Annotated in this window: 23 protein-coding genes; 11 read left to right on the top strand and 12 right to left on the bottom strand. The window is 63.2% G+C overall.

Going from position 1 to position 25,310, the window contains the following annotated elements:
- Positions 1–286 precede the first annotated feature (286 nt).
- Positions 287–562, top strand: coding sequence for a metal-sensing transcriptional repressor (locus tag LAC81_RS28880; RefSeq protein ID WP_223728105.1), 276 nt, complete (start codon positions 287–289; stop codon positions 560–562).
- Positions 563–612: 50 nt separating this feature from the next.
- Positions 613–1,935, top strand: coding sequence for an MFS transporter (locus LAC81_RS28875; protein WP_223728104.1), 1,323 nt, complete (start codon positions 613–615; stop codon positions 1,933–1,935).
- Positions 1,936–1,948: 13 nt separating this feature from the next.
- Here LAC81_RS28875 and LAC81_RS28870 read toward each other — a convergent pair whose 3' ends face one another.
- Positions 1,949–2,545, bottom strand: a complete 597-nt coding sequence (locus tag LAC81_RS28870; protein WP_223728103.1) for a TetR/AcrR family transcriptional regulator — start codon at positions 2,543–2,545, stop codon at positions 1,949–1,951.
- Positions 2,546–2,854: 309 nt separating this feature from the next.
- On the opposite strand from LAC81_RS28870, the gene LAC81_RS28865 reads away from it, so the two are divergent.
- Genes LAC81_RS28865 through LAC81_RS28855 form a run of 3 tightly spaced genes read left to right on the top strand, consistent with a single transcriptional unit; the run spans position 2,855 to position 7,305 of the window.
- On the top strand, positions 2,855–3,001 hold the full coding sequence (locus tag LAC81_RS28865) for a hypothetical protein (protein WP_223728102.1): 147 nt from the start codon (positions 2,855–2,857) through the stop codon (positions 2,999–3,001).
- Positions 2,998–6,138, top strand: coding sequence for an efflux RND transporter permease subunit (locus tag LAC81_RS28860; protein WP_223728101.1), 3,141 nt, complete (start codon positions 2,998–3,000; stop codon positions 6,136–6,138). Before LAC81_RS28865 ends, LAC81_RS28860 begins: the two co-directional genes overlap by 4 nt.
- A gap of 15 nt (positions 6,139–6,153) precedes the next feature.
- Positions 6,154–7,305 (top strand): efflux RND transporter periplasmic adaptor subunit, encoded by a 1,152-nt coding sequence (locus LAC81_RS28855; protein ID WP_223728100.1) that lies wholly within the window; start codon positions 6,154–6,156, stop codon positions 7,303–7,305.
- A gap of 18 nt (positions 7,306–7,323) precedes the next feature.
- On the opposite strand, the gene LAC81_RS28850 is transcribed toward LAC81_RS28855, so the two are convergent.
- Positions 7,324–8,220: a DMT family transporter gene (locus LAC81_RS28850; protein WP_223728099.1), complete on the bottom strand. Its 897-nt coding sequence runs from the start codon at positions 8,218–8,220 to the stop codon at positions 7,324–7,326.
- Positions 8,221–8,352: 132 nt separating this feature from the next.
- Between LAC81_RS28850 and LAC81_RS28845 the strand changes: the two genes are divergently transcribed.
- Positions 8,353–8,826, top strand: a complete 474-nt coding sequence (locus LAC81_RS28845; protein WP_419195864.1) for an Lrp/AsnC family transcriptional regulator — start codon at positions 8,353–8,355, stop codon at positions 8,824–8,826.
- A gap of 15 nt (positions 8,827–8,841) precedes the next feature.
- On the opposite strand, the gene LAC81_RS28840 is transcribed toward LAC81_RS28845, so the two are convergent.
- Positions 8,842–9,303 (bottom strand): SRPBCC family protein, encoded by a 462-nt coding sequence (locus tag LAC81_RS28840; RefSeq protein WP_223728098.1) that lies wholly within the window; start codon positions 9,301–9,303, stop codon positions 8,842–8,844.
- Between the two features lie 152 nt (positions 9,304–9,455).
- Here LAC81_RS28840 and LAC81_RS28835 point away from each other — a divergent pair, with 152 nt between their 5' ends.
- Positions 9,456–10,514, top strand: coding sequence for an adenylate/guanylate cyclase domain-containing protein (locus LAC81_RS28835; RefSeq protein WP_223730348.1), 1,059 nt, complete (start codon positions 9,456–9,458; stop codon positions 10,512–10,514).
- 33 nt (positions 10,515–10,547) lie between these two features.
- Here LAC81_RS28835 and LAC81_RS28830 read toward each other — a convergent pair whose 3' ends face one another.
- Entirely contained in the window at positions 10,548–11,003 is a 456-nt protein-coding gene (locus tag LAC81_RS28830; RefSeq protein ID WP_057255347.1) for an Lrp/AsnC family transcriptional regulator, read from the bottom strand.
- 86 nt (positions 11,004–11,089) lie between these two features.
- On the opposite strand from LAC81_RS28830, the gene LAC81_RS28825 reads away from it, so the two are divergent.
- Both LAC81_RS28825 and LAC81_RS28820 read left to right on the top strand, forming a co-directional pair.
- The gene (locus LAC81_RS28825) at positions 11,090–12,031 is read left to right on the top strand and encodes a DMT family transporter (RefSeq protein WP_223728097.1); all 942 of its coding nucleotides are present in this window, start codon (positions 11,090–11,092) and stop codon (positions 12,029–12,031) included.
- A gap of 25 nt (positions 12,032–12,056) precedes the next feature.
- Entirely contained in the window at positions 12,057–13,256 is a 1,200-nt protein-coding gene (locus tag LAC81_RS28820) for an aromatic amino acid transaminase (RefSeq protein WP_223728096.1), read from the top strand.
- Positions 13,257–13,289: 33 nt separating this feature from the next.
- Here the strand turns inward: LAC81_RS28820 and LAC81_RS28815 are convergent, their stop codons facing one another.
- On the bottom strand, positions 13,290–13,772 hold the full coding sequence (locus LAC81_RS28815) for a methyltransferase family protein (protein WP_113539825.1): 483 nt from the start codon (positions 13,770–13,772) through the stop codon (positions 13,290–13,292).
- Between the two features lie 155 nt (positions 13,773–13,927).
- Between LAC81_RS28815 and LAC81_RS28810 the strand changes: the two genes are divergently transcribed.
- On the top strand, positions 13,928–14,353 hold the full coding sequence (locus tag LAC81_RS28810) for an OsmC family protein (RefSeq protein WP_060604512.1): 426 nt from the start codon (positions 13,928–13,930) through the stop codon (positions 14,351–14,353).
- Between the two features lie 65 nt (positions 14,354–14,418).
- On the opposite strand, the gene LAC81_RS28805 is transcribed toward LAC81_RS28810, so the two are convergent.
- The 4 genes from LAC81_RS28805 to LAC81_RS28790 form a co-directional block, all read right to left on the bottom strand.
- The gene (locus tag LAC81_RS28805) at positions 14,419–14,799 is read right to left on the bottom strand and encodes a VOC family protein (protein ID WP_223728095.1); all 381 of its coding nucleotides are present in this window, start codon (positions 14,797–14,799) and stop codon (positions 14,419–14,421) included.
- A 45-nt stretch (positions 14,800–14,844) separates the two neighbouring features.
- The gene (locus LAC81_RS28800) at positions 14,845–16,575 is read right to left on the bottom strand and encodes an adenylate/guanylate cyclase domain-containing protein (RefSeq protein WP_223728094.1); all 1,731 of its coding nucleotides are present in this window, start codon (positions 16,573–16,575) and stop codon (positions 14,845–14,847) included.
- 137 nt (positions 16,576–16,712) lie between these two features.
- The gene (locus tag LAC81_RS28795; RefSeq protein WP_223728093.1) at positions 16,713–17,684 is read right to left on the bottom strand and encodes an aldo/keto reductase; all 972 of its coding nucleotides are present in this window, start codon (positions 17,682–17,684) and stop codon (positions 16,713–16,715) included.
- Between the two features lie 130 nt (positions 17,685–17,814).
- A complete protein-coding gene (locus LAC81_RS28790; RefSeq protein ID WP_223728092.1) occupies positions 17,815–18,231 on the bottom strand; it encodes a hypothetical protein in 417 nt (138 codons plus the stop codon).
- A 432-nt stretch (positions 18,232–18,663) separates the two neighbouring features.
- Between LAC81_RS28790 and LAC81_RS28785 the strand changes: the two genes are divergently transcribed.
- On the top strand, positions 18,664–19,287 hold the full coding sequence (locus LAC81_RS28785; RefSeq protein WP_223728091.1) for a hypothetical protein: 624 nt from the start codon (positions 18,664–18,666) through the stop codon (positions 19,285–19,287).
- A 101-nt stretch (positions 19,288–19,388) separates the two neighbouring features.
- Here the strand turns inward: LAC81_RS28785 and LAC81_RS28780 are convergent, their stop codons facing one another.
- From LAC81_RS28780 to LAC81_RS28770, 3 genes are all read right to left on the bottom strand, one after another.
- On the bottom strand, positions 19,389–20,729 hold the full coding sequence (locus tag LAC81_RS28780) for an HlyD family type I secretion periplasmic adaptor subunit (RefSeq protein ID WP_223728090.1): 1,341 nt from the start codon (positions 20,727–20,729) through the stop codon (positions 19,389–19,391).
- 6 nt (positions 20,730–20,735) lie between these two features.
- Positions 20,736–22,847 (bottom strand): type I secretion system permease/ATPase, encoded by a 2,112-nt coding sequence (locus LAC81_RS28775; RefSeq protein WP_419196233.1) that lies wholly within the window; start codon positions 22,845–22,847, stop codon positions 20,736–20,738.
- Positions 22,848–23,226: 379 nt separating this feature from the next.
- A complete protein-coding gene (locus tag LAC81_RS28770) occupies positions 23,227–25,269 on the bottom strand; it encodes a type I secretion protein (RefSeq protein ID WP_223728088.1) in 2,043 nt (680 codons plus the stop codon).
- Positions 25,270–25,310 lie beyond the last annotated feature (41 nt).

The raw sequence follows: 25,310 nt of genomic DNA, 5'->3' as shown, positions 1-25,310 counted from the left end.
ATCGACTGCCCTGCGCAAGGCGAAATGAACAAGAAGACAGCTTTCGGACTGACAAGGCGGCCCGCGTTCGACCAAATCGTTGAGGTTAGACAGCCAAACACCCCTTCCTCGGCGTAAAAATCCCGCAGGGTGCCGGTACTTGAATTGCATACAATATGAACGCACGAACTCACCCTAGAAGGCCCGCAGGCGGGTTGAGCGGGGCAGAACCAGGCTGGCGTCGCGTGGAACGATCCCGCTAAATCCACCACTTGATACATCCCCTCCAGGAGGATAGGTTATAGAAATGACCGAGCATAGACACGACACCCACCCCGAGATCGTCAAGCGACTGAAACGCGCCGAGGGCCACCTGAAGAGCGTCATTGCCATGATCGAGGGCGGCCGACCCTGCCTCGACATCGCCCAGCAACTCCACGCGGTGGAGAAGGCGATCAGCCAGGCGAAGCGAACCCTGATCCAGGATCATCTGGACCATTGCCTCGAAGACACGATCGGGGCGCTTCCACGAGACCAGCGCCACTCCATCGACGAGTTCAAGGCGATCACGAAATATCTCTGATCGGCCGGACCTCCCGTCGCGCCGACAGCCACCGAGCGAGCCCCAACATCATGCTGCAGATCCTTGCAAACCGGACGTATCGCCATCTGTTCCTGGCACAGGTGATCGCGCTGATCGGAACCGGTCTTGCGACCGTCACGCTCGGGCTTCTCGCCTATGATCTGGCCGGCGCCGAAGCGGGCGCGGTGCTCGGCACGGCGCTGGCGATCAAGATGATCGCCTATGTGGGGGTGGCGCCGGTCGCCGCCGCCTTCGCCGAACGCCTTCCGCGTCGGGCTATGCTCGTCTGCCTCGATCTGGTGCGCGCCGCCGTCGCGCTCTTCCTGCCGTTCGTGACCGAGATCTGGCAGGTCTACCTGCTGATCTTCGTGCTGCAGTCGGCCTCTGCCGCGTTCACCCCGACCTTCCAGGCGACCATTCCGGACGTGCTGCCGGACGAAAAGGAATACACCCGCGCCCTGTCGCTCTCGCGGCTCGCCTATGATCTAGAAAGCGTCGCAAGCCCGATGCTGGCCGCTGCCTTGCTGACGATCATCAACTTCCACAGCCTGTTTGCCGGCACGGTCATCGGCTTCCTCGCTTCGGCCGCCCTCGTCCTCTCGGTCCTGCTACCGAGCCCGAAGCCTGCCGAACACCGCGGGATTTACGACCGGACGACCGGGGGCCTGCGTATCTATCTCGCGACGCCGCGCCTGCGCGGGCTGCTGGCGCTCAACCTCGCGGTGTCCGCGGCAGGATCGATGGTCATCGTCAACACAGTGGTGTTGGTCCAGTCAAGATTCGGACTTACCCAGACCGACACAGCTATCGCACTCGCCGCCTTCGGCTGCGGCTCGATGATCGCCGCGCTGCTGTTGCCGCGCCTGCTCGACAGGACTCCTGATCGCGTCGCCATGTTTTCGGGTGCGACGATCCTGACCGCCGGCCTGTTCATCGGCGCTCTTGTCCCCAGCTTCGTCTCGTTGCTGCCGCTGTGGCTCGCCATCGGCCTCGGCTATTCGCTGGCGCAGACGCCATCCGGCCGGCTGCTGCGCCGATCGTCACGTCAGGAGGACCGGCCGGCGCTGTTCGCCGCGCAGTTCGCCCTGTCGCATGCCTGCTGGCTGATCACCTATCCGCTTGCCGGATGGCTCGGCGCCACTGTCGGCATGCCCATGACCTTCACGGTGCTTGGCCTCATCGCCGTCGGCGCCATCCTCGCGGCGACCCGGCTCTGGCCGGCGCAGGATCCCGACGAAATCGAGCACGTGCATCATGCACTTGCTGACGATCACCCCCATCTTGCCGGCGCAACGCGCGTCGGCAGCGGCCATCGGCACACCCATATGTTCGTGATCGATAGCCATCATCCGGACTGGCCGGCCGAGCGCTGAGAGACGCGCGCCGCTACTTGGCACGACTGCCGGCAAAGGACAGGATCGCCGCATCGGCGATCTCCGCAAAGCGGGCGCTCGGCCCTTCGGCGCCGCTGCTTTGCTGAGCGGCGCGCGCGCCCTCGATCAAAAGCAGCAGCGTGTCGCCGAGCATTTCCGCATTGGCGACGCCGGCCCTGCGGCAAAGCTCGACGACGCGATCGCGTTGCGCGTCCTTGAACATGCGGATCAGCGAGCGCCCGGGATGATCCTCATCGGTCAGCTGCGCAGCGGCGCTCATCATTTCGCATTGGCACTTGTCGTCACCGAGATGCTCGGCGATCCGCCGAACCCAGGCCCTCAGCTGCCCCAACCCGTCACCAGGGTGCGCGTCTTCCAGCTCGCGCCAGAAGCCATCCATCTCCATTCCCGCATGGCGCAGGCATTCGACGATCAGCTCATCCTTCGAATTGAAGTGGCGGTAGAGCGTCATCTTGTTGCTGTCGGCGGCATCGGCGATCGCATCGACGCCGGTTCCGCGAATGCCGTGGCGACGGAAGAGGTCACGCGCGGCCTCGACGATGCGCTCGCGCGGCGAACGACGGGATGGCTTGCAGGTATCCGTTGTCATCACATTGGCCCGGCGTGGGTGGCGTGGAAAATCTTGCCCCTTGACGCCCTGTCATTGGTCGATAACATACGACGATGTTACCGACCAGTAACATTTTCGCCAGCGCGGCACATCGAGGCGTAGTCGCTTGCCGCGAAGGCCTTTCCGGATATGGCGGTAACCGCAGAAAAATTTCTGGCGCAGTGTCGGTGGGCGCGCTCATCAGGCGTCTTTTAGCCAGAGCGCACACCGCAGTGACTTTTTAAGATTCGATAACGCTCGTGATTAGGGTCGTCTTGGCCCATCATGATCTCGTGCTGGAGCCTTACGATGCGCAGGCTGGATGGGCTGAAGGCTGAGGTGAACGTCGCTGGCTGCAAGGTCCGCGCGGCGCGCGTGCGCATGCCCGGTTTCGAAATGCTCCGCTTTGCCGCCCGCCACGGTGGCAACACCTCACAAGGATCGATCCCGCCATGATCGACTTCTTCATTCACCGGCCGATCTTCGCATCGGCCATCGCGATCATCATGACGCTCGCCGGCGGCATCTGCTATTTCCTGCTGCCGATCTCGCAGTTTCCCGACGTGACGCCGCCACAGATCGTGGTTGCCGCCAACTATCCCGGCGCCAGCGCCCAGGTGGTGGCCGATACGGTGACGACCCCGCTCGAGCAGCAGATCAACGGCGTGCCGGGCATGCTCTACATGACCTCGACGAGTTCGAACGACGGCTCGTCGCGGATCATCATTTCCTTCGAAGTTGGTTACCCGATCGACGTTGCGGCGCTCGACGTGCAAAACCGCGTATCGCAGGCCGCCTCCTCGCTTCCCGCGCTCGTCAACCAGACCGGCGTCACCATCGCCAAGCAGATCCCGAACTTCACCGTGCTCGTCAGCCTGGATTCGCCAGACAATTCGGTCGATTTCGCCTCGGTCAGCAACTACGCCTACCTGCAGATCCTCGATCCGCTGAAACGTCTGCCGGGCGTCGGCGACGTCCAGCTCTTCGGGGAGCGCCGCTATTCGATGCGCGTCTGGCTCGATCCGGACCGCATGGCCAATCTCGGCATTACCGCCGTCGACGTCCAGAACGTCATAGCCGAACAGAACATCCAGGTCGCGGGCGGCAAGATCGGGCAATCGCCGGCGCCGGCAGGAACGCCCTTCGAGATGCAGATCAACGCACTCGGGCGCCTGAGCGATCCCTCGCAGTTCGGCGACATCGTGCTTCGAGCCGACCAGACGACCGGGGCGACGACCAGATTGCGCGACGTCGCGCGGATCGAACTCGGCGCACTGCTCTATTCGTCCTCCGTCACCTTCAACGGCAAGGAAAGCGTGGTCCTTGCCGTCTTCCAGGCGCCGGGTTCCAACGCACTCGACCTGCAGAGCCGGGTGCAGGCGAAGATGGACGAGCTGTCGCAGCGTTTCCCCACGGGCATCGCCTACCACATGTTCTACGACACCACGCGTTTCGTCTCGGCGGCGATGAAGGATGTCGTCTATACGCTGCTGGAGGCGCTCGCCCTCGTGGTCTTCGTCGTCTTCATCTTCCTGCAGAACCTGCGCACCACGATCATCCCGACCATCGCCATTCCGGTCTCGCTGATCGCAACGCTGGTCGTCATGTATCTGCTCGGCTTCTCGCTGAACATGCTGAGCCTGCTCGGCATGGTGCTCGCTATCGGTCTCGTGGTCGATGATGCGATCGTCGTCGTCGAAAACGTCGAACGCCAGCTCGAGGCCGGCCTGCCGCCACTTGCCGCCACCAAAAAGGCCATGCAGGAGGTGACCGGCCCGATCATAGCGACGACAGCCGTTCTGCTCGCCGTTTTCATCCCTGTCGCCTTCATTCCGGGCGTCGCCGGCAGCCTCTACAACCAGTTCGCGCTGACGGTCGCAATCTCGGTCGCCTTCTCCGCCTTCAACTCGCTGACCCTCAGTCCCGCACTCAGCGCCGCATTCCTGCGTTACCGCGGCGAGCCGCGCTTTGCCCCCTTCCGCTTGTTCAACAGCGGCTTCCATGCGCTGTCACATGCCTATGCCCGCAGCGTCGCCGGGCTCGTTCGCTGGCACTGGGCGCTGTTTGCTCTGTTCCTGCTCGCCGTCGGGTCGACCTATGCGCTGTGGCAGCGCATCCCCTCAACCTTCCTGCCGGTGGAAGACCAGGGCTATTTCTTCGTCGTCATCCAACTGCCCGACGGCGCCTCACTCGAACGCACCGAGGCGGTCGCGCGGCGATCCGAAGAAATCCTTCGCGGTACCGCGGGCGTCGATTTCGTCGGCTCCGTCGTCGGCTTCAATTTCCTGTCTTTTGCCGCCCAGTCGAACTCGGCCGTGCAATTTGCCGTCCTGAAGCCATGGGACGAGCGACCGCCGGAACAGGGCGCCTCGGCACTACGTCAGGCCGTCACCCCGCAACTCCTGCAAATCCCGGATGCGCTGGTGCTCGCCTTCGATCCGCCGTCGATCCAGGGGCTCGGTGCAACTGGCGGCTTCGAATTTCAGGTCGAAGACCTCGCCGGGCGCAGCGCGCAAGCCCTGAGTGACACGACCCAGGCGCTGATTGCCGAGGCGCGCAAGCAGCCAGAGATCAATCCCTATCAGCTCTTCACCACCTTCAGCACGTCGAGCCCGCAATTCAACTATGATCTCGACCGTGACAAGGCGAAGCTGTTGGGCCTGAGCCTGCCGGACATCTTCAACACGCTGCAGATCTATTTCGGCTCGCTCTATGTCAATGACTTCAATCTCTTCGGCCGCACCTTCCGGGTGACGCTGCAGGCGGACCAGGGCGCGCGGGCCTCGGCGACCGATCTTTCACGCCTCTATGTGCGCAACACCCAAGGCGAAATGGTGCCGCTCAATACGCTCGGGACGTTCAAGCCAACGGTCGGTCCGGAGACAATCACCCACTATAACAACTACCCTTCGGCGCTGATCAACGGCGCGGCAGCACCCGGCTTCAGCTCGAGCCAGGCGGTGGCGGCGATGGAGCGCGTGGCCCGCACAACGCTGCCGCGGGACTACACATTCGAGTGGACCGGCATTACCTATCAGGAGATCCGGGCAGGCTCGATCGCCGCGCTTGTCTTTGCGCTCGCCCTCGTCTTCTGCTTCCTCATCCTGGCCGCCCAGTATGAAAGCTGGTCGATGCCGTTCATGGTGCTGCTTTCGGTGCCGCTCGCGCTTTTGGGCGCGCTATCGGCGCTGTGGCTGCGCGGTATGCAGATCGACGTCTATTCGCAGATCGGTTTCGTGATGCTGGTAGGACTTGCCGCCAAGAACGCCATCCTGATCGTCGAGTTCGCAAGGCGACGGCGCGAGGAAGGCCTGGATGTGGTGGCTGCGGCCGCGGAAGCAGCCCGCCTGCGCCTTCGGCCGATCCTGATGACGGCCTTCGCCTTCATCCTCGGTGTGCTGCCGCTGATGTACGCCAGGGGCGCGGGCGCGGCCAGCCGCCAGTCGATCGGCACCACCGTCTTCGGCGGCATGTTGGCGGCAACCATTCTAACTCTCATTTTCGTCCCGGTGTTCTACGCGGTCATCGAACAATGGCGCGAGGGTACGTCCTCCAGGCCAATCGGCCAGCGGGAGCCGGAGGCGGCGGAATAGGAATTGGAGCCTGACATGCGTGGTTCGAGACTGGTCCTTGCCGCAGCGGTCGTGATCGCCGCCTTCGCTGCAGCCTATCATTACAAGAACGGCGGCTTTGAGCTCAAAGGCGGCGATGCCGGCGCCGCGGTGGGGCCACCGCAGCAGGCCATGCCGGTTCCGGTCGCAGCGGTCGTCAAGCAGACGATCCCGATCTATCTCGACTATTCGGCCCGGACCGAGGCGATCCGTAACGTCACGCTTCGCGCCAAGATCACGGGCTACATCGCGTCACAGGCCGCATCTGACGGTTCGGATGTGAAGCAGGGCGATCTTCTTTACCGGATCGACGCACGCGACTACCGGGCGCAACTCGATCAGGCGAAGGCGCAAGTCGAACGCGACGAAGCATCGCTCATCTATCTTCGCTCCAGTCTGACGCGCGGCAACGAGCTTGCGACCACAGGCTATCTCAACAAGGACAGCTTCGACCAGCGCCAGAGCGCTGTCCACCAGGCGGAGGCCGCGCTGGCGATGTCGCAGGCGGCGGTCCGCACCGCCGAGATCAATCTCGATTACACCGAGATCCACGCTCCCTTCGCCGGCCGGCTGGGACGCAACCTGGCGCCGGAGGGCACGCTGGTCAGCAATACGACCGGCACCCCGCTCAACAACCTGGTACAGCTTTCGCCGATCTATGTTTCCTTCAACCCGAGCGAATCCGAGCTCGCGGACATCCAGAAGGCCCGGGCGAAGGGCAAGGTCGAGGCCGAAGTGCTTCTGCCCGGCGACAAGGAGCCACGCTACCGCGGCGACCTCAGCTTCATCAACAACACCGTCGAAGGCAACACCGGAACGGTCGTGGCGCGCGTGACGATCGACAACACCGATCTCTCCCTGCTGCCCGGCCAATATGTGCGCGTGCGGCTGAAGATCAGGGACGAGCAGAACGTGCTGATGGTCCCGGAAACGGCGCTCGGCTCCAGTCAGCTCGGCAAATACGTCTATGTCGTCGGCAAAGGCGACACGGTCGAACAACGGCTAGTCTCCCTTGGCCCGGCGAGCGGCGACCTTATCGGGGTGACGTCAGGGGTTTCGGAGGGCGACCAGGTGATCGCGGGAAACCTGCAGAAGATTTTCCCGGGCGCGCCAGTCAAACCGATGCCGGCGGTGCAGGCGCAGAAATAGGCCGGTCGCCGGCGCGGCCTACGCCCTTTTCAGGATCGGGAAGACCATTCCGAACGTGATGACGGCAATGGCAACGACCTGAAGCAGCGTCGGAACTTCGCCGAGAACGACGACCCCCGCCGCGGTCGTCGTCACCGGGACGCACGGCATGAACAGCGACGCAGGCTGCGGGCCCAACTGACGGATGACATAGGTGTAGAGAACGCTCGCAAGCGCTCCGGCAAGAAATCCCTGGATGACGAATTGCGTGGCAATTTCGGTGAAAGAGGCGGCAGCGAGCCCGCTGGGCGCCAGAATGTGCAGCAAGGGCAACGGCAGACAAGAGAAGAACACCACTGCGATCGTCGCCGTCACGGCGTCGACGGACCATAGCCGCACCAGCACCGCAAAGGTAGCAAACATCAACCCCGAAACGGCGAACAACAGATCACCGCGCAATGTCCCGGCGTCAGCAACTCCCGATTGGACCACGAACAGCAAAAGGCCGGCAATGACCGTGGCAACGCCAGCAAGCCGCGTGCCGGAGGCCTTGTCCTTGAAGACGAGACGGGAAAACAGGAACGAGAAGAAGACGATCACGGCGGGAGAGAGTGCTGCCGCATGTGCGACCGGTGCCAGCGAAAGTCCCTGGTTGATGATCAGCGGATAGGGCAGCCCCGTCAGCAGCGCCAGCACGGCTGCCTTGCGCCAGCCGAGCTGCGTCAACTTCGGCAAGCCGGCGCTGAGGAACACCGGCAGGAAGGCCAGGGCGGCCCCGGAAAACCGCAAGGTGACGATGTCGGCGGCGGTCAGATGCTCGCGCAGACTGAACCGGGCGGCCACGAACTGTAAGGTGGTGATTGCGACCACCGCCACCCCTGCCCATATCGCCAGCCGCCGGCTGCGGTCGCCCTCTCCGATTGTAGCACTTTGCACGCCAGTCTCTCCACATTGCGGAAGCCTTACCCGCGGCTTCGACAGAAACACCGTATTGCGCAAACGGCTGCATCAAAATACACTGATTTCAATGAATCTGAGCGATTATCACTCTTTCGTGGACCAAATAGCGTGAAGAACGAAATTGCAGGCCTCGACGCCATCGATCGCACTTTGCTGAGATTGCTGCAGGACGATGGCCGGCGGACCACACTGGAGCTGGCAGAGCGTGTCGGCCTGTCGCCAACGGGCACGAGCCAGCGCGTGAAGCGCCTCTTCCGCGAGGGTTACGTGAAGGCCGTGCGAGCAATCCTCGATCCGAAGAAGATCGGCCGGGGCACCGTCGTCTTCATCCAGGTGCGCCTCGATCATACCGCCCCGCATATCTTCGAGCGCTTCTCCGAGGCGGTTGCAAAGGCGCCGGAAGTTCTGGAATGCCACATGGTGATCGGAGGCTTCGACTATCTGGTGAAGGCGCGGATTGCCGACATGTCGCTCTTCCAGGATTTTCTCGAGCGGGTCATCCTGCCCCTTCCCGGCGTCAGGGAGACGCATACTTATGCGTCGGTCGGGGATGTGAAGCCGGACGCGTTGTTGCCGATCTGAACGCCCCGCGGGACTTCAACTGCTACTGCTGCCGTCGCGGCCGAGCCAGGGATCCGGCCCCGGATCGCGCCCGGACGCAACCTGCCCCAGCCGTTGCAGGTAGTGCGCCCAACCTTCCGCATGCCCGGCGCATTGTTCGGAATTGGGCAATCCGGTTTGCGTGAGACGCAGCAAGGTTCCGGGCGGCTGCTCGATCAGGTCGATCTCGATCAGGCTGGAACCGGGTGGAACGATCTCGCTGCCTTCCCAGCCGAAGCTGTAGGCGAGCCGATGCACCGGCACCACTTCACGAAAAGACCCGCGGGCGAAACGCGCTCCGGTTACGTTGACGAGATAAAGACCGCCAGGCTCTGCCTTGGTATCGGCCTGCGTTCCCATCCAGCGGAGAATCTTCTCCGGGTCAGTCAAAAGCGCGAACACTGCGGCGCGCGGCGCCTGGATATGCGTTTCGCGGCGGACGACGAGGGCTTCCTGCATCGGTCTTCCCTTTGCTGTTTGGCCGGCCCGCCGGTTCAGGAGAGGTGAAGCACGGAACCCGGGCTGCCGCAATCATAGACCCGCACGCCCATTGGCGCCACCATGCAGGCGAGGCCCTTGCCGGAATGGGGCGCAGCGCTATTCTCGTCGCCATGGATTTGTCTGCGCCCCTCGCCTGGCTCGTGGATGAAGCGAGCGCCTCGCCTGAGCCGGACCGGTTCCTGTCCGAGCTTGGGCGGCTGCTCGTCGCCGACGACCTGCCGCTTGCCGGCGGGGCCCTCACCCTGGCCGTGCCGCACCCGATCATCGCCCGCCGCACCTGGCTGTGGCGCGCCGAGACAGGCGTGGTGATAGAGAGCCTCGGCTTTGCGGGCGCGGTCTCCGACCGGGCCGGGCATGAATGGTTGGCCGGGCTTGGACCTGTACTGGAACAATCGACCGGCTCGGGCACCGACCGGGCGACCCTCGGTTGGGCCGGGACCCGGGCTTTCGGCCCGGACGAGACGGCACGGCTTCGTCGGGTCGCGCGTTTTGCCGCCGCGCCCCTGGCAGCACTTGCCGAGCGGGCGGCGCTCGCAGCCCTGCTTGAGGCCTATCTCGGCCGCCGCAGCGCCGCTCGCGTTCGCGCCGGGGCGCTCACGCGCGGGACCGGCGAGACCATTCGCGCGGCATTGTTCTATGCCGATCTTCGCAATTTCACGGTTCTGTCGGAAGCGACGGAACCTGCTTTGGTGATCGCGACGCTCGACGCCTGGTTCGAACGGGTGGCCGGCGCGATCCACGCCTTCGGCGGCGAGGTGCTGAAGTTCATCGGCGACGGCGTCCTGGCGATTTTTCCCGTCAGCGGCTCGCCTGTCGATGCATGCGATGCTGCCCTGCGCGCGGTCACCGCCGCGCGCGCCGGCATGGCCCATCTCGATCAGACACGGCAGGCCGAGGGGTTGCCGCCGCTCACTTTCGGCGTGGCGCTGCATCTCGGAGAGATTCTCTGGGGCAACATCGGCGCGGCCGACCGGCTCGACTTTACCGCCATCGGCCCGGCGGTGAACCTCGTCAGTCGTCTGGAGGGGCTATGCCGGCCGCTGGGCCGGTCTGTGTTGATCTCCGGCGCCGTCGCCGCAGCAACGTCGACGCCGCTCGTGCCGCTCGGCGAGCATCCGTTGCGTGGTATCGCAACGCCCTGCGCCGTGTTCACCCTGCCGGATGCGTAACGGCTGCCCGGAACCGGCTTTGGTTGGCCGTGATCACAGCCGCGGAAAGACGGTCGCCCGCTTGACCGTGCCATACGCAAAGCTCGTGTCGATCGCCGCTATGCCCTCGATGTTATGCAGCTGGGTGCGGACGAATTGCTCGTAGTCCTTGAGGCTCGTCACCAGAACACGCAGCAGATAGTCCGCTTCGCCGGTCATGACATAACAATCCTGGATGTTGTCGATCGTTCTCACCTTGCGTTCGAAGGCGGCGACGGAGGCCTCGGAATGGCGCTCCAGCCGGATGCGAACGAAGGCCGTGATCGGCAGGCCATAGGCCTCCTCGTCGACGATCGCCGTATAGCCCTTGATGATCTTCGCCTCCTCGAGCAGGCGCAGCCGCCTGAGGCATGGCGATGGAGACAATGCGACCTTCTCGGACAGGTCCTGATTGGAAAGGCGGCCATCCTTCTGCAGCGCCCAGATGATCTGCATGTCCTTTTCGTCCATTTACCCCTCCTCACTGGCATATTCTGCCAAATACTCTGCAATAGGCAGGTGAAATAGCAAGAAATCAGCGGTGCGAGAAGCATATCATGGGAACCATCCTAGCGATGAGGCCGCACATGACCGAGGTGACGTCAGATTTCCAGCAATCAAGAGGCGGATGGCTGTCACCGACGGCCGTCGGCTACATCGTGCTTTCCATCGTCGTTCTGGTGTGGGCGGGCTTCGCGCTGACCATGCGCGCGATCGGGGCTTCGCCGCTCGCCACCGCCGACGTCGCCCTCATCCGTTTCGCCATCCCGATCGTCGCCCTTCTGCCGGCGATCCCGCAGCGTCTCTCCGTGCTTCGCAAGGTCAGGCCTGTGGATGCAACCCTCGTCTTGCTCGGTGGCGTGCCGTTCTTCTTCATCGTCTCCGAGGGTGCGAAGGCAACGTCTGCGGCTTATGTCGGGGCGCTCGTTGCCGGGACCACGCCACTTTCCGTCGCATTGGTCGCCTTTCTGCTTGAACGTAGGGGCGTGCCGAGGAAGCGCTGGCTGCCGCTCGCGCTGATCCTCGCCGGCGTCATCGGCATCGTCGCCGGACAGCAACATGCGGTGACCTCCGAGACGCTGCGCGGCGTCGGCATGCTTCTGATCGCAAGCCTCATCTGGGGCGCCTATACGATCGGCCTGCGCCGTACCGGAGTGGACGCGATCAGCAACGGATTGCTGCTCTCCATCGGCTCGCTTGTCATCCTCGTCCCGTTGCTGCTTACGGGCGCCGTCACCACCCATATCGGGCAGTTCTCCTGGCATCAGGCCCTGCCCTTCGTTCTGGTCCAGGGGCTCGGTGTCGGCCTCGTCTCGACGGTCGGCTACGCATTCGCGATCTCGCGGCTCGGCGCCGCCCGGAGCGCAACGCTCGGCTCGCTGGCGCCGGCGCTTGCAAGCCTGATGGCCATACCGATCCTCGGCGAGACGCTGGCTCTTGCTACCGCCATCGGCATTCTCGTCATCACGACGGGCGTGATCCTGGCAAACCGCCACTAGTTTCAAATACGACAGGGGACCAATGATGCTCGCAGCTCTGCCAATTGCCGAACCCGATCCGTTATGGGCACTCATCAATGCGTTCCGGCAAGATCGTCGGGCCGACAAGATCGACCTCGTGGTCGGCGTCTATCGCGATGCTTCGGGCCAAACTCCGGTCATGCAGGCCGTTCAGGCTGCGGAAGTGCGCCTTGCTGCCGCCGCCGTCTCCAAGTCCTACCGAGCCCTGTCCGGCAACCTGACATTCAACGACGGAATGTCGAGACTCCTTCTCGGCGAAGGGGCCGAGGCGCTCGACCGTCAGTGCACGATCCAGACGGTCGGCGGCACCGGCGCACTCAGGATCCTTGCGGATTTCATCGCGCTCGTCTCGCCATACGCGACGATCTGGAACACCAACCCCGGCTATGTGAACCACCGCCCGATCATGACAGCCGCAGGCCTCAGCGTGCGAACGTTCCGCTGGCAGGAGAACGATGCTGGTCTGGATCTCGACGCCGTCATCGCGGATCTTGCGGAGGCTCGCCCGGGCGACGTCGTTCTACTGCATGGCTGCTGCCACAACCCGACGGGTATCGATCCGACGCCCGAACAGTGGCGCCGGCTTGCCGGCCTTTGCAAGGACAAGGGACTGATACCCCTGATCGACATGGCCTATCAGGGCTTCGGTGACGGGATCGAACAGGACGCCGCGGGCCTGCGCCATTTCGCTAAAGAACTCGACACGGTGCTGGTCGCTGCAAGCTGCTCCAAGAACATGGGCCTCTATTGCGAACGCAGCGGCGCGGCGATGGTGATTGCGCCCGACCGAGGCCCGCTCGCCAACATTCGCGCCACGCTGGAGAGGATCACGCGGGCCAACTATTCCATGCCGCCGGAGCACGGCGCCGCGATTGCAGCGCAGCTCCTCGAAAGCCCCAAAACGTGGCTTGCCGAACTGGACACCTGCCGCCGGCGCGTCGCCGATATTCGTCGAGATCTCGCCGATGCGCTTGCTGCCTGCGGCGCTCCGGAATTGTTCCAGGCATTGCGCCGGCAAAAAGGCCTGTTCTCGCTGCTGCCACTCGACCCGCACGAGATGAACCGACTTCGCGAGGATTTCGGCATTTACGGAACATCGAACGGTCGCATCAACATCGCCGGCCTGTTGCCGCGCGACGTCGAGCGGCTTGCCGAAGCGCTGCGGGCGGTTTCAAACGCTGCGTGCCAGGTTCACGCGGCTTGAGCGGGACGCGGAAATGTGTCGGGCGATCGTGGTCTAGAGCCAGCGCCTGACGCGCGTCTTGTAATCGCGATAGACATCACCAAACTTGCGCTCGAGATAGGCCTCCTCGCGCGCCACGACGCCGTAGCGGATGACGAGATAGAAGGGCACGAGCAGGATCAGCAGCCAGAGGCTGTCGAAGACGATGGAAAAGCCGATCAGGCCCAGGAACATGCCGGTGTAGATCGGATTGCGCGTAAAGCGGTAGGGACCGATTTCGACGATTTTCGATGTCGGCCGGTTGATCTGGATTTCGGTTCCCGCACGGCCGAAGGTCATGGCTGCCCAGATGAGCAGCGCCAATCCTGCGAGAAACACGATGCCACCGACCAAGGCGTCGGGCACCATGGCAGGCACGAACGGCAGCGGGTAGAGCCGATCAAGCACGAGGCCGCCACCCACCGCCAGCACCCAGGCGATCGGCGGGTGCACCACCGCGCCGGACCTGTCAGGCGCATTTCCGGTCGTCTCGTTCATCCGATCAATCCTTGCCGGTTTCGCGCGCGTGGCGCAGGCTTTCCATTTTAACGGAAGCGGACCATTTGCGAAAACCCTTCGAGACGTTATGTGAACAGGCGATCATCGGCCGCGCTGGTCTATGATCGGGGCATAGCTGCAACAGGACGAGACACATGAAAGCACGCGTCAAATGGGTGGAAGACCGGACCTTCGTCGGAGAATCCGGTAGCGGCCACAAAGTCGTATTGGGTACCGCCTTCGGTGAGGAAGGACGCACTCCGGGGCCGAGCCCGATGGAACTGGTGCTGATCGGCACCGGTGGCTGCTCGGCCTATGATGTCGTGCACATCCTGGAAAAGGGCCGCGAGCCAGTCGAAGACTGCGTCGTCGAGCTCGATGCTGACCGCGCCGAGACCGAGCCGCGCGTCTTTACCCGCATTCACATGCACTTCATCGTCAAGGGACGTGGGCTCGCGGTCAACAAGGTCGAGCGCGCCGTTTCGCTTTCGATCGAAAAATACTGCTCGGCCTCGGCGATGCTCGCCAAGACCGCGACGATCACGCACGATTTCGAAGTGGTCGACACCAGCGCCGGCTGAGACCCGGCGCGGCACTCGCATCCCAGGGGTGCGAGCGGCATCAACGACCGGGACGCGCGCGGTCGCTATCGTCGCGCCGGCTGAAACAGCTCGACGACATTTCCGGAGGGGTCGATCAACAGGATCTGCGCCCCGCCGGGACCGGTTACGATGTCATTGCGGAACATGACACCGGCGCGGCGCAGCCGCTCCACTTCGGCGTCGAGGTCATCGACGATGAGATGGATGCGGTTCCAGCCGCCCGGCGCTGGCTTTTCGCCGTCCGGCATCGGCCTGCCGGCCGAACTCGTCGGTCCACTGAGCAGCAGCCGTAGCGCACCGCGCTGGACATCCGCGAAGGCCGGCGCGTAGCTCGACAGCAACAAAAAGCCGAGATGGGTCGTGTACCAGGCGACCGCCGCCTCCACGTCGTCGACCATGTAACGGACGTTGACCGTTTCCGACATTGCCTTTCCTCCCACTGAATGCGGCCGATGCGGCCCCTCCGAGCATCATTCCGGCAAGCCCGCAAGCCGCAGGCCTTCAACATAACGCGCGAGCAAGGCCTCATCCCGATAGGGTGCGCGAGAACCGTATCGTTCGATCGAGAATTCCGGATTGAGCTTCAGGAGTTCGGCAGCGGCACGACGTGCGTCCTCCAGCCGCCCGAGTTGCGCGTAGGTTGCGGCGAGCAATCGATAGGCCGAACCAAGATCGGCCATCTTTTCCAGGAGCGCCAACGCCTCTGCGTATTGGCCCGAGAGATATTTCGCGGCAGCGACGTTCCAGAAATACCAGTCGGGGCGACTGGGGTTCAGCCGCAGGGCCAGCTCTCCGATCCTGATCGCGTCTTGAAGAAGACCGAGATAGCCCAGGGCATCGCAATACTCCGCGAGCAAATCGCAATTGTTGGGCGCCAGTTCGCGACCGCGCTCGTAGCACCCGATGGCCCGCTCAGCCTCGCGCCTCCAGAGGTGCACGACGCCGAGCGCCCAGTGCACGTCGGCGTCGCGGGGGCTACGCTCCAGCGCCTTGTTTGCCCAGGCGAAGGCATTGGCGAGCGTAGTTTCCATGTCAACGCGCTCGTTCCACTTCAGCTTGCGGATCTCCAGCCAGGCCAGCCCCAGATAGCCGCGCGCATAAGCCGGATCAGCGTCAATCGCTGCAAGGAACATCTCCTTCGCCAACCTGCCCTCATCCGGTTTCAGGCTCATTTCAATGTGTCGACCACGCAGATAGAAATCGTAGGCGCTCGACCCTTTGAGCGGCTCGGCGAGAACCCTGTATCGTTCAGCTTCTTCGATTTTGACATTCAAGGCGGCCGGAATCGAGCGGGACAACTCGTCCTGGACGTCAAACATGTCGACGAGCTCGAAATCGTATTTCTCCGCCCAGATGTGTTCGCCAGTGGCGTTCGTCAGGCTCGCATTGACCCGGATACGGTCGCCACCGCGCCTGACGCTGCCTTCCAGCGTGTAGTAGCTGGCTGATGCTTGGTGTTGCGGCTCGACGCGCGGCACCCGAACAATCACGTTCAGCCCGGAGAAGCGCGACAATGCTGCGACGACATCCTGCGTTATGCCGGCCGCGAAATACTCCTGGTCCGGATTGCCGCTCAGATTTGCGAAGCGCGACACATGGAGAAGCGTCCGACCCGACTTAACCGGGGGATTTTCTCGCACCTCTTGTGATGGTGGCGCCATGAGTGCGGCAGGCCCAGACCCGGCGGCGTCGATGGAGACATTGTAGATGTGGACGGGGCGGCCGATGTTCTTCAATGCCTGCTCGCCCGCATCCTCGAAGCGGATGCCCAGGCGACCGCCCAAGGTGTCGTGGACCGAGGAGGAGACGGATACACCACCCGGTTTGGCGAGACCCTCGATGCGCGCCGCCACATTGACGCCGTCGCCATAGACGTCGCCGTCTTCAAAAAGGATGTCGCCAATGTTGATCCCGATGCGAAAATCTATCCGGCGATCCGCGTTTATGCCTGCGTTTCTGCTCCGCATTCCCCGCTGGATCTCGACCGCGCAGAGAACTGCGTCTTCCACGGCACGGAATTCCACCAGCATGCCGTCGCCGATGAGCTTGACGATGCGCCCGCGATGCGCGGCGACCTCGAGGTCCCAAAGCTCCTGTCGATGAGCCATCAGGGCCGCAAGCGTACCCTTCTCGTCGAGCTCCATCAGCCGGCTATAGCCGGCAACGTCCGCGGCCATGATGACGGATAGCTTTTGTTCCATCGGCGCCCCCCGGGCTCCTGCAACCATATGGATAGCACATCCAGACGCGCAGGGCACCGAAAGAGCCGTCGTCCGGCGGCAAGAATCCCTTGGAGGGAGTGTTTTAGCCGCCAGGCAGCCGATGGCCGCCGGGCTGCTCAATCCCTGTAGAAGTTGCGCTGCCAGCGGTGGGCGCTCAGCTTTGCACGCTGCGCGTCCGGCAAGCCGAGGCCATCGCCGATGGCGCAGTTGCGCTCGACGTTACGGACCGAGCGCATGCCGGGAATGACGGTCGATACGGCCGGGTGGCTGAGCACGAAGCGCAGAGCCGTTTCGGCAAGTGCATCCGGGGCGATCTGCAGGTCCTCAACGATCTTCTGCGTGCGTTCCTCGACCTCACGCTTGCGCTCGCCACGGAAGTACGTCTCGCGAAAATCGCCCTCGGGGAAGACCGTGTCGGAACGGATCTGCCCGGTCAGGCCGCCTTCGTCGAGCGCCACACGGACGATGACGCCGACATTGTGCTTGAGGCACGCGGGCAGCAGCTTTTCTTCCGGCGCCTGTTCGAAGATGTTGTAGATCACCTGGACGCTGTCGACGACGCCGGTCTCGATCAGCCGGAGCGCATTGTCCGGCTCGTAGTCGTTGATCGAAACACCGAAGAAGCGGATCTTGCCGTCGCGCTTCAGCCGTTCGACCGCCTCCAGCCAGTCGCCGCGACCGACCCATTCGTCCGACCAGACATGGAACTGCTGCACGTCGATCGTCTCGACGCCGAGGTTACGCAGGCTCGTCTCAGTGCAGGCGATCACATGGTCGGCCGGAAAGGTCTGCTCGGCCGGCGTACCGGCATGGGCGGGCCATTGCATGTTCTTCGGCGGGATCTTGGTCGCGACATGGATCGTCTCCGAGCGCTCGCGCAACAAAGCCCCGATCAGCTTTTCGCTGTGGCCCTGGCCGTAACCGAGCGCCGTATCGATGAAGTTGAGGCCGAGATCGACGGCACGGTTGAGCGCGCGGGCGGATTCGTCGTCGCGCGCTCCCTGCCAATGGCTCTTGCCGATGCCCCAAGCGCCATAGCCGATTTCGGAAACGCGAAGGCCGCCACGGCCGAAGGTTCTGTAGTGCATGATGAGCTCGCTGACATTGGAAGGAGGCGGGGTGTCGCCGGTTATCTAGGGTGTCGCCGCCCTTCGTCAACCGCGGCTGTATCGTCGATGCCCGGAGATTTCGAGGGACACTACGCGCGTCCTCGTCGCGCTACGCGAGAAACCAGAAGAAAACCGCCGACAGGAAGATAAATGCAAGAACCAGTCCCATGAACTGTCGCATGGCTTCACTGGTGTTATCGCCGAGCACAGCCAGCCACACCGGCCCGCCGGCACCATCTTCGTCGCGCATATTCTGGGCGGCAGGCAGCTTGCCGCGTTTGAGCGAAGCACGGCTATAGTCGTGCGGAGGCGGTTGGTGGTTGCGATCGGGTGCAAGGTCGCCTGCAAGGTCCGGCGCAACGAGCCCGCCGTCGCCCGCGTCGACGATCTGCGCCTGCTGTGCTTCATTGGTCGGCCGGCTGCGTGCCTCGTCGCTTCCTGCCCGACGGAGACGTCCCGCACCATGGTGAAACGCCCATCGCGGTGTTTTCGGTTCCACATTGGATTTCGACTGACGGATAGACATCGAAACCTCCTGGCGGCTCAACGATCCGGCGGGCACTTTGTTCCGCAGAGCCGGACCGCGCCAAGCTCATTTCGGGGCATGTGCGGAGGTTGAAAACAAAAGAGCCCGCCGCGGGAGGAGCGGCAGGCTCTTAGAAAACCGATCAGCAGCCTTAGGAGGAGGAGTGGCGCTGATCTCGCAAACGACCTTTGGGAGGAGGAGAAGGTCGTTCGCCTGTCGAAGCTCTGCGGGAGGAGGTGCATCGCTTCGATGATTTGAATATACAGGGATCGCGCCGAAGTCGTAGACGGGATTTCGCAAGCCAGCCATGCGCCCCGCGCAACACGATGCCAGACCCCGCACCAATCCCCCTCGTTCATCACGCCATTTCGATTTTACTCCACCAAGCGCGACCATTAGGCTTCTGCCCGAAACCAGACGGGAGAGAGACCAATGAAAAGCGGACTTGCAGCCCTCGCATTCGTCCTGGCCTGCTCCGGAGCGGCCCATGCTCAGGACACCAGCATGAGTTTCTTCGTCACCAGCGTGAACCCGGGAAAGGGCGGCGATCTCGGCGGGCTCGCAGGCGCCGACGCCTATTGCGACGCCTTGGCAAAGACGGCCGGATCGACCGGCAAGACCTGGAAGGCCTACCTGTCCACCGATAGCGAAAATGCAAAGGACAGGATCGGCAAGGGGCCATGGTACAACGCCAAGGGCGAGAAGATCGCCGACGACGTCGCTTCCCTGCACAGCGACAAGAACAACCTCACCAAACAGACCGCGCTCAACGAGAAGGGCGAGATCATCAACGGTCGCGGCGACACCCCCAACCGCCATGACATCCTGACCGGCTCAAAGGCGGATGGCACCGCCGCACCGGATACCTGCGGCAACTGGACGATGGGCGGCGCCGACGGCGCGGCGATCGTCGGCCACAGCGACCGCACGGGCCTGAACGATTCCGCCGAAGCGAAATCCTGGAACTCGTCGCACGCGACGCGAGGCGGATGCACCGTGGAAGCCTTCAAGGGTACGGGCGGCGAAGGCCTGTTCTATTGCTTCGCCGCGAACTGAGGGCTGGGGAGAAGTACGTAACCTTCTCTCTCTGCCGCGTCGTCATCTGGGCGATGCCAGGCAAGGGCACGGCTCCCCGAACGGCGTTCGAGGGGCCTTGCTTAGTTTTCCATGAAAGCGCGAGCCATGCTGTCGCGGATCGGCTTCGTGAGATAATCGAAGAAGGTCCGCTCCGCCGTCTGGATGAGGATTTCAGCCGGCATGCCCGGCGTCACGGCGAAGTTATGGACCCTTGCGAGCTCACTTGCCGGCAGGCTGACGCGGGCGAGGTAAACCTCGCGCGTACCATCCTGCGTCTGCACGGGTAACGCATCGGCGGACAGGTAGAAAACCTGGCCGTTCAGCACCGGCGTCGTGCGCTGGTTAAGCGCCGTCAGGCGTACGGTTGCCTTCTCGCCGACCTTGATGTTGTCGATCTCGGTGCGCAGGACCTGCGCCTCGATGATGAGGGGCACATCGGCCGGCAGGATTTCCATGATCGGCTTGCCGCTTTCGATGACGCCGCCTGACGTGTGGTAGTGCATCCGGATGACCGTGCCGGTCACCGGTGCATTGATCGTGGCGCGGCGCAGCACGTTGGTCGCCCCGCGCAACTGCTCGCGCACGGTGTCCAGTTCGGCTTCAGCTTTCTGCAACTCGTCGAGCGCCGCCTCTTTGTAGCTCTCTTCCGTCTGGTTGACCTGTTGCTCCTGCTTCAGGATCTGTGCACCCGTTTCCGAGACTTCGGACATCAGCCTGCCGATCTGACCTTCGGCATCGGCGATCGCACGCTGGATGGTCTTGATCTCCGTCTTGCGGATCAGGTCTTTTGCCAGCAGCACTTTCTTGCCGGCATATTCTTCGTCGAGAAGGGCGCGCTGCTCGCGGACCGCCTTCAGCTGCTCCTGAAAACCTTCGGAGCGAAACTCCAGGCTCTCGATGTTGCGCTTCAACAGACCAATATCGCTGTCGAGCTTGCTTCTCCAGGTCTGGAAATTTAGCTGCTGGCTTTGCACGATCGGGCGGATCTCCGGGTCATCCTTCAGATGCTCCGTGATCGCCTCCGGCAGCGCGATCTCCTTGAGACCGTGGGCCTGTGCGTTCAGTCGAGCAACAATCGCCTCCAACCGTGCCCGCCGCAGGAAGAACTGGCGTTCGTTCGCCTGTGCCGCTGTCTCGTCCAGGCGGATCAACGGCTGGTCTGCGGTGACGTGGTCGCCCTCACTGACCAGGATTTCCTTGATGATCCCGCCTTCGAAATGCTGGATCACCTTGTTCTGGCCCGTCGCGACGAAACTTCCCTGGGCGATGATCGCCGCAGCCAACGGTGCGGTAACAGCCCAGGCACCAAAACCGCCGAATGTGACACCGATCAGCACAAAGCCGATCAACGTGTGTTGCCAGATGGATCGCGGAACCTCCGCGTACCATGTCAGTTCCTGTACTTTGGCTGCGTCCGTCATGTTCGCCTACGGAAGTTGGGGCTGGTCGAGTGGGTTGCCTTCGGTGTTCACCCCGCGGGAAGCCAGCGCCTTGAGAACATCCTGCCGATGGCCGAAGAGGGCCACCGTGCCGTTGACCAGGAGCAGCACCTTGTCGACGCTGTTGAGAAGCGCTGGGCGCTGCGTGATGGTGATGACCGTGATCTTCTCCCGCTTTGCATGTGTCAGCGCGCGGGTGAGCGCCGTTTCGCCGGATGTGTCCAGATTGGAATTCGGCTCGTCGAGCACAACCATGCGCGGATTGCCGAAGAAGGCACGAGCAAGCGCGACGCGCTGCTTCTGGCCGCCCGACAACGGCGAGCCGTCGGCCGCGACGACGGTTTCGTATCCGTGCGGCAGCATGGCGATCATGTCGTGCACGTCGGCGAGCTTGGCAGCGGCATAGATCTCCGCATCGGTGGCATCCTCGCGCATGCGAGCGATGTTCGCCTTGATCGTTCCCGGGAAGAGTTGGACGTCCTGCGGCAGATAACCAATGCTCTCGCCGAACTGGCGCTGGTCCCAGTTCCTCAAGTCCATGAGGTCGAGACGGACGGCGCCCGACGTTGGCAGGATGGAGCCGACGAGCATCTTGCCAAGCGTCGTCTTGCCCGCGCCTGAACTGCCGATGACGGCAAGCGAGTCACCCGGTTCCAGTGCGAAAGTGATCCCGTTCAGCACGACGCGCTTGGTGCCCTGCGGAACGAAGAGCAGCCGCTCGACGTCGAGGCGTCCTTCAGGGCGCGGCAGCTTCAACCGTTCGAAATTGAGCGGCGACGTATGCAGCAGCGCGGAGATGCGGCCGTAGGCGGCGCGTGCCTGGATCACCTGGTGCCAGCCTTCGATTGCCGCCTCGATCGGGCCGAGCGCGCGGCCGGCGATGATCGAAGCCGAGATCACCATGCCCCCGGTCAGGTGACCGTGCAGCGCCAGGTTCGCGCCCCAGCCGAGCATCGTCACCTGGGTAAGCAGCCGCACCGCCTTGGAAAGCGATGCGAAGGCGATGTTGCGGTCCTGCGCCAGAACCTGTGCCTTCAGCGAGCCGGCCATGTCCTTGCCCCAGATGTGTACGGCTTCGGGGATCATCGCCAGCGCATTGATGATCTGCGAGTTGCGTGACATCGAATCGAGGTGAAGGTTCGCCTTGGTCTGGTAGTTGGTCGCCTCCCCGAAGCCCGCGGCGGTCGCCCGCTGGTTCAAGAGGGTCACGATCAGCAGAAGAAAGGCCGAAGTGATGACGATCGCGCCGAGATGCGGATGGATGAGGAACACCGCCAGGACGAAGAACGGAGCGATCGGCGCGTCGAGAAAGGAAAGCAGCGTGCCCGATACCAGGAAGGCGCGAAGTTGCTGCAGATCGCCAAGTGTTTGATATTCACGCCCGTTGCTGTGCAGGGCCGCTCGTGCGGCAGCGCTCAGGATCGGCGCGCCGAGCTGGGCGGCGACCTCCACCGCCGTGCGCATCAGGATCATGCGACGGATGCCGTCAAAGATCGTCTGCAGCACAACTGCTCCGACGATCAGGGCCGTCAGCATCACCAGCGTGTCGATCGACCGGCTGGTCAGCACCCGGTCCGAGATCTGGAACAGATAGACCGGTATCGCAAGCACGAGCACGTTGGTGGCGATCGTGAAAACCATGACGATCATCAGGTTCTGTCTGATCGCCTTGAGGCCCGCCTTCAGGCTCGCGGTGAAATCTACAGCTCCAAGACGTTTGTGAAAGACGCCCGCGCCACCAGCACCGCCACCGCCACCACCATTACCATTGCCCCCGCTACCGTTCGAAGTCCCGCCGTCCTTGGCGGCTGGACGCGGCTCTGCCTTGATCGGCCCGCGGTCACCATCGATCACGACCATGCCGGACGGTGTGTTCCTGTCCTTTATTTCGGCCGTCGGCCAGACGACCGGCTTCTCGAAGCGGGGTTCGGGCTTGCGCTGCTCCTGTGGCGGCCGCTGTTCCGCCGACATGCGATCGCGCAGCGCCGAGAGCGTTTCTACCTTTGCCGGGGTTTCGACCCTCGGGGGCCACGCGCGCTGTGCGGGGTTGCCAGCCTGCGCGGCATTGGCTGCTGGGGGCGCAGCATTCGTCGTCGGCATCAGGTTGATTGGCCGGGGCGCTATGTTCGTCGGCGGCGGAGTTGTGCTGGCGGCCGGAGGCGTGGGGCCTGCAGCCTTTGCCCCCGGGCCTGGAAGGGGTGCCGCGCCGGGATTTGCCGACCTCTGATTTTCGCTGGCGCCGTCGGTCGCTGCTCTGCGTAGTTGATCTGCCACCCCGTCGATCTCCTTGACAGCTCGGTCCAGAATGTCTTCCTGATGGTCAAGTCTGCGAAGGAACCGCTGCTGAACGGTTTGCGCATCCGACCATCCGGCCTGCCGGGGCTTCCCATCGGCGTCCGCAGAAGGTGAATTTCCGACTTCGGTAACGTCTTGCCGCGACGGGTCGGTGCGGTCGGTCATGAAATCCTCCCGCGCCCGTTCAGGCGACCATGCTGTGCATGGGATCGACGCTGGCCGTGTCTATCGTATGCATAGCCGGGTTCGGCGATGCGTGGTCCTGTGTCTGATGGCCGGTATCCGGGCTCAGCATGCCATCTCCAAGGAAGACGACCGCCTCGCACGCCAGCGCATTCGGATCCTGCCCTCCGAGGAATGGCTCGTTCTTGATCAGCTCGGCCTGGACCAGCACCTCGTCAGAATAGATGCCGCCACCGGCATAGATGGTCTTGCCGGTGTCCACATCGACGATGCCGGCATAGTTCATCAGGGCGTTCTTGCCAGTCGAGATGGTCCAGTCCGCATCCGGACGCGCCGCCAGCGCGTTCATCGCCAGCGTCACCTGGTCGCTGTCGCCCAGAATATTGGTCTGCTGAATGTAGTTGAGGCTGAGCAGGTCACCGGAAATATAGAGTACTCTCAGACCCATCAGTCCGGCGAAGGCGGCATCGTGCATGAAGTCCTTCGACGACGGATTCTTGCCTTCCGAAAGGTCCTGCAGGGCCGAAAGATAACTTTCCGGCATCGGGCTTACCGGACCCGCGCCACCGGCCTCAACGATGCTGGCATAGTTCCAAAGGAGGTTGCCGCCCGTCGAGACGGATCCGTGACCGCTCATCTGGAAGCCGCCGACGACCCCTATGAAATCGTTGTCGAGCAGGATGTTGGTCTGCTGGATGATGTTGGCGTCAAAGACGTTTCCACCGACGAAGACCAGATCGTAGCGGTATCCCAACTCCAACAGCGAGAGTTGGTTGGCAGCGGTGTTGTCGCCGGCGATGATCGAGAGCTTGGACCCGGAGGCCGCAAGGATGGCCGTGTCGTTGTCGGACATGAAGGTGAATTGCTGATGCCAATTCACCATCATCAGGTCGCCCTTGATCTCGGTGATGGCCCAGGCCTTGGGAAAGACATTCGTCTCGTTCTGCGCGGTATGCGTCGGTTCGACATGCTTGAACGACGCGATGTTGAACGCCTCGGTCGCCTTCTCCGCGCCCAGGCCCCCACCGGTGAGCGTAGCGCCCACAGCGTCATTGTCGGAATAGACGTTGGTCTGGATGATGGCGTTGAGCTGGACGTGATCGCCCGCGACCGCAAGGACGTTCGATTGCAGCCAGTTTCCTGTAATGACGACCTCGTTGACCAGCGTGTTGCTGCCGGCATCCAGCTCGACCGAGGCCGCGATCGGAACGGTACCTCCGCCGTGCGCGACGGCACCGCTGGCCTCCTTCGGGCCGTTGGTCAGTTCAGGCTGGTCGGGCGTGCTCGAGGGTTCGTCGGGGTTCGGCAGATGATCCTTGAGGACCGGCGCCGTCTCAACCAGTTCACCGTTGACATAGATGCCTTCCAGCGTGTCGCCCTTGGCGACGAATTGGCTGGCGGACAGTCCGTCCACCTGTCCCGTATCGTCAGGAGAATAGGCATCAAGCGTCGCGGCGGTCGTCGTAACCAGGCTTGCGATCGTTGGGCCGGAACCGGCAACGTCCACGGAGCCGAGTGGCGAAACCTGCTGCGCGGCATCGATGAGTTGGGCCATCGTCGCGCTGTCGTCGATATGCAGGCCGGATTTCAATCCGTGCCCGCCCATGTCGACGAAATCGTTGTCGGAGAGCTCGACAGTCTGCTGGCTGTAGACCACGACCGAGCCCGGAGGATTGATGATGTGCGGGGTGGCGGCATAGGACGCCTTGAAGGACCACGTCTGCAGGACACCTTCAGGGTTGCTGCTACCAATCACGCCTTCCGTGAGCGGGTACTCCGGAAAAGGCAAACCGGCATATCCACTCGGAACGGGCCCATAGATGTCCGTGTCGAGCGGACGGTGGGGAACGTCAGGATTGAAGTCGTCGAGATCGTAGGGAGCCTGCGCCTTGACGGGCGCGACCTCGATGTCCTTTGGATCCTTGTGAACTTCGCGCGCCGGGTCGAATTTCTCGTGTGCTTCGCGTACGCGAGCATCTTCGGTCGAGAGTTGGAAAAGACCGATGAAATGGGCGATGGTTTCGGAGATTTTCGCGGAGTACATGGTCAGGGCCCCTTTTTGTAGCCGGTAGTGCCCCTTAGCGT

The organism is Ensifer adhaerens (assembly GCF_020035535.1).
GTDB lineage: Bacteria > Pseudomonadota > Alphaproteobacteria > Rhizobiales > Rhizobiaceae > Ensifer.
This window is presented reverse-complemented; position numbering and strand designations above follow the sequence as displayed.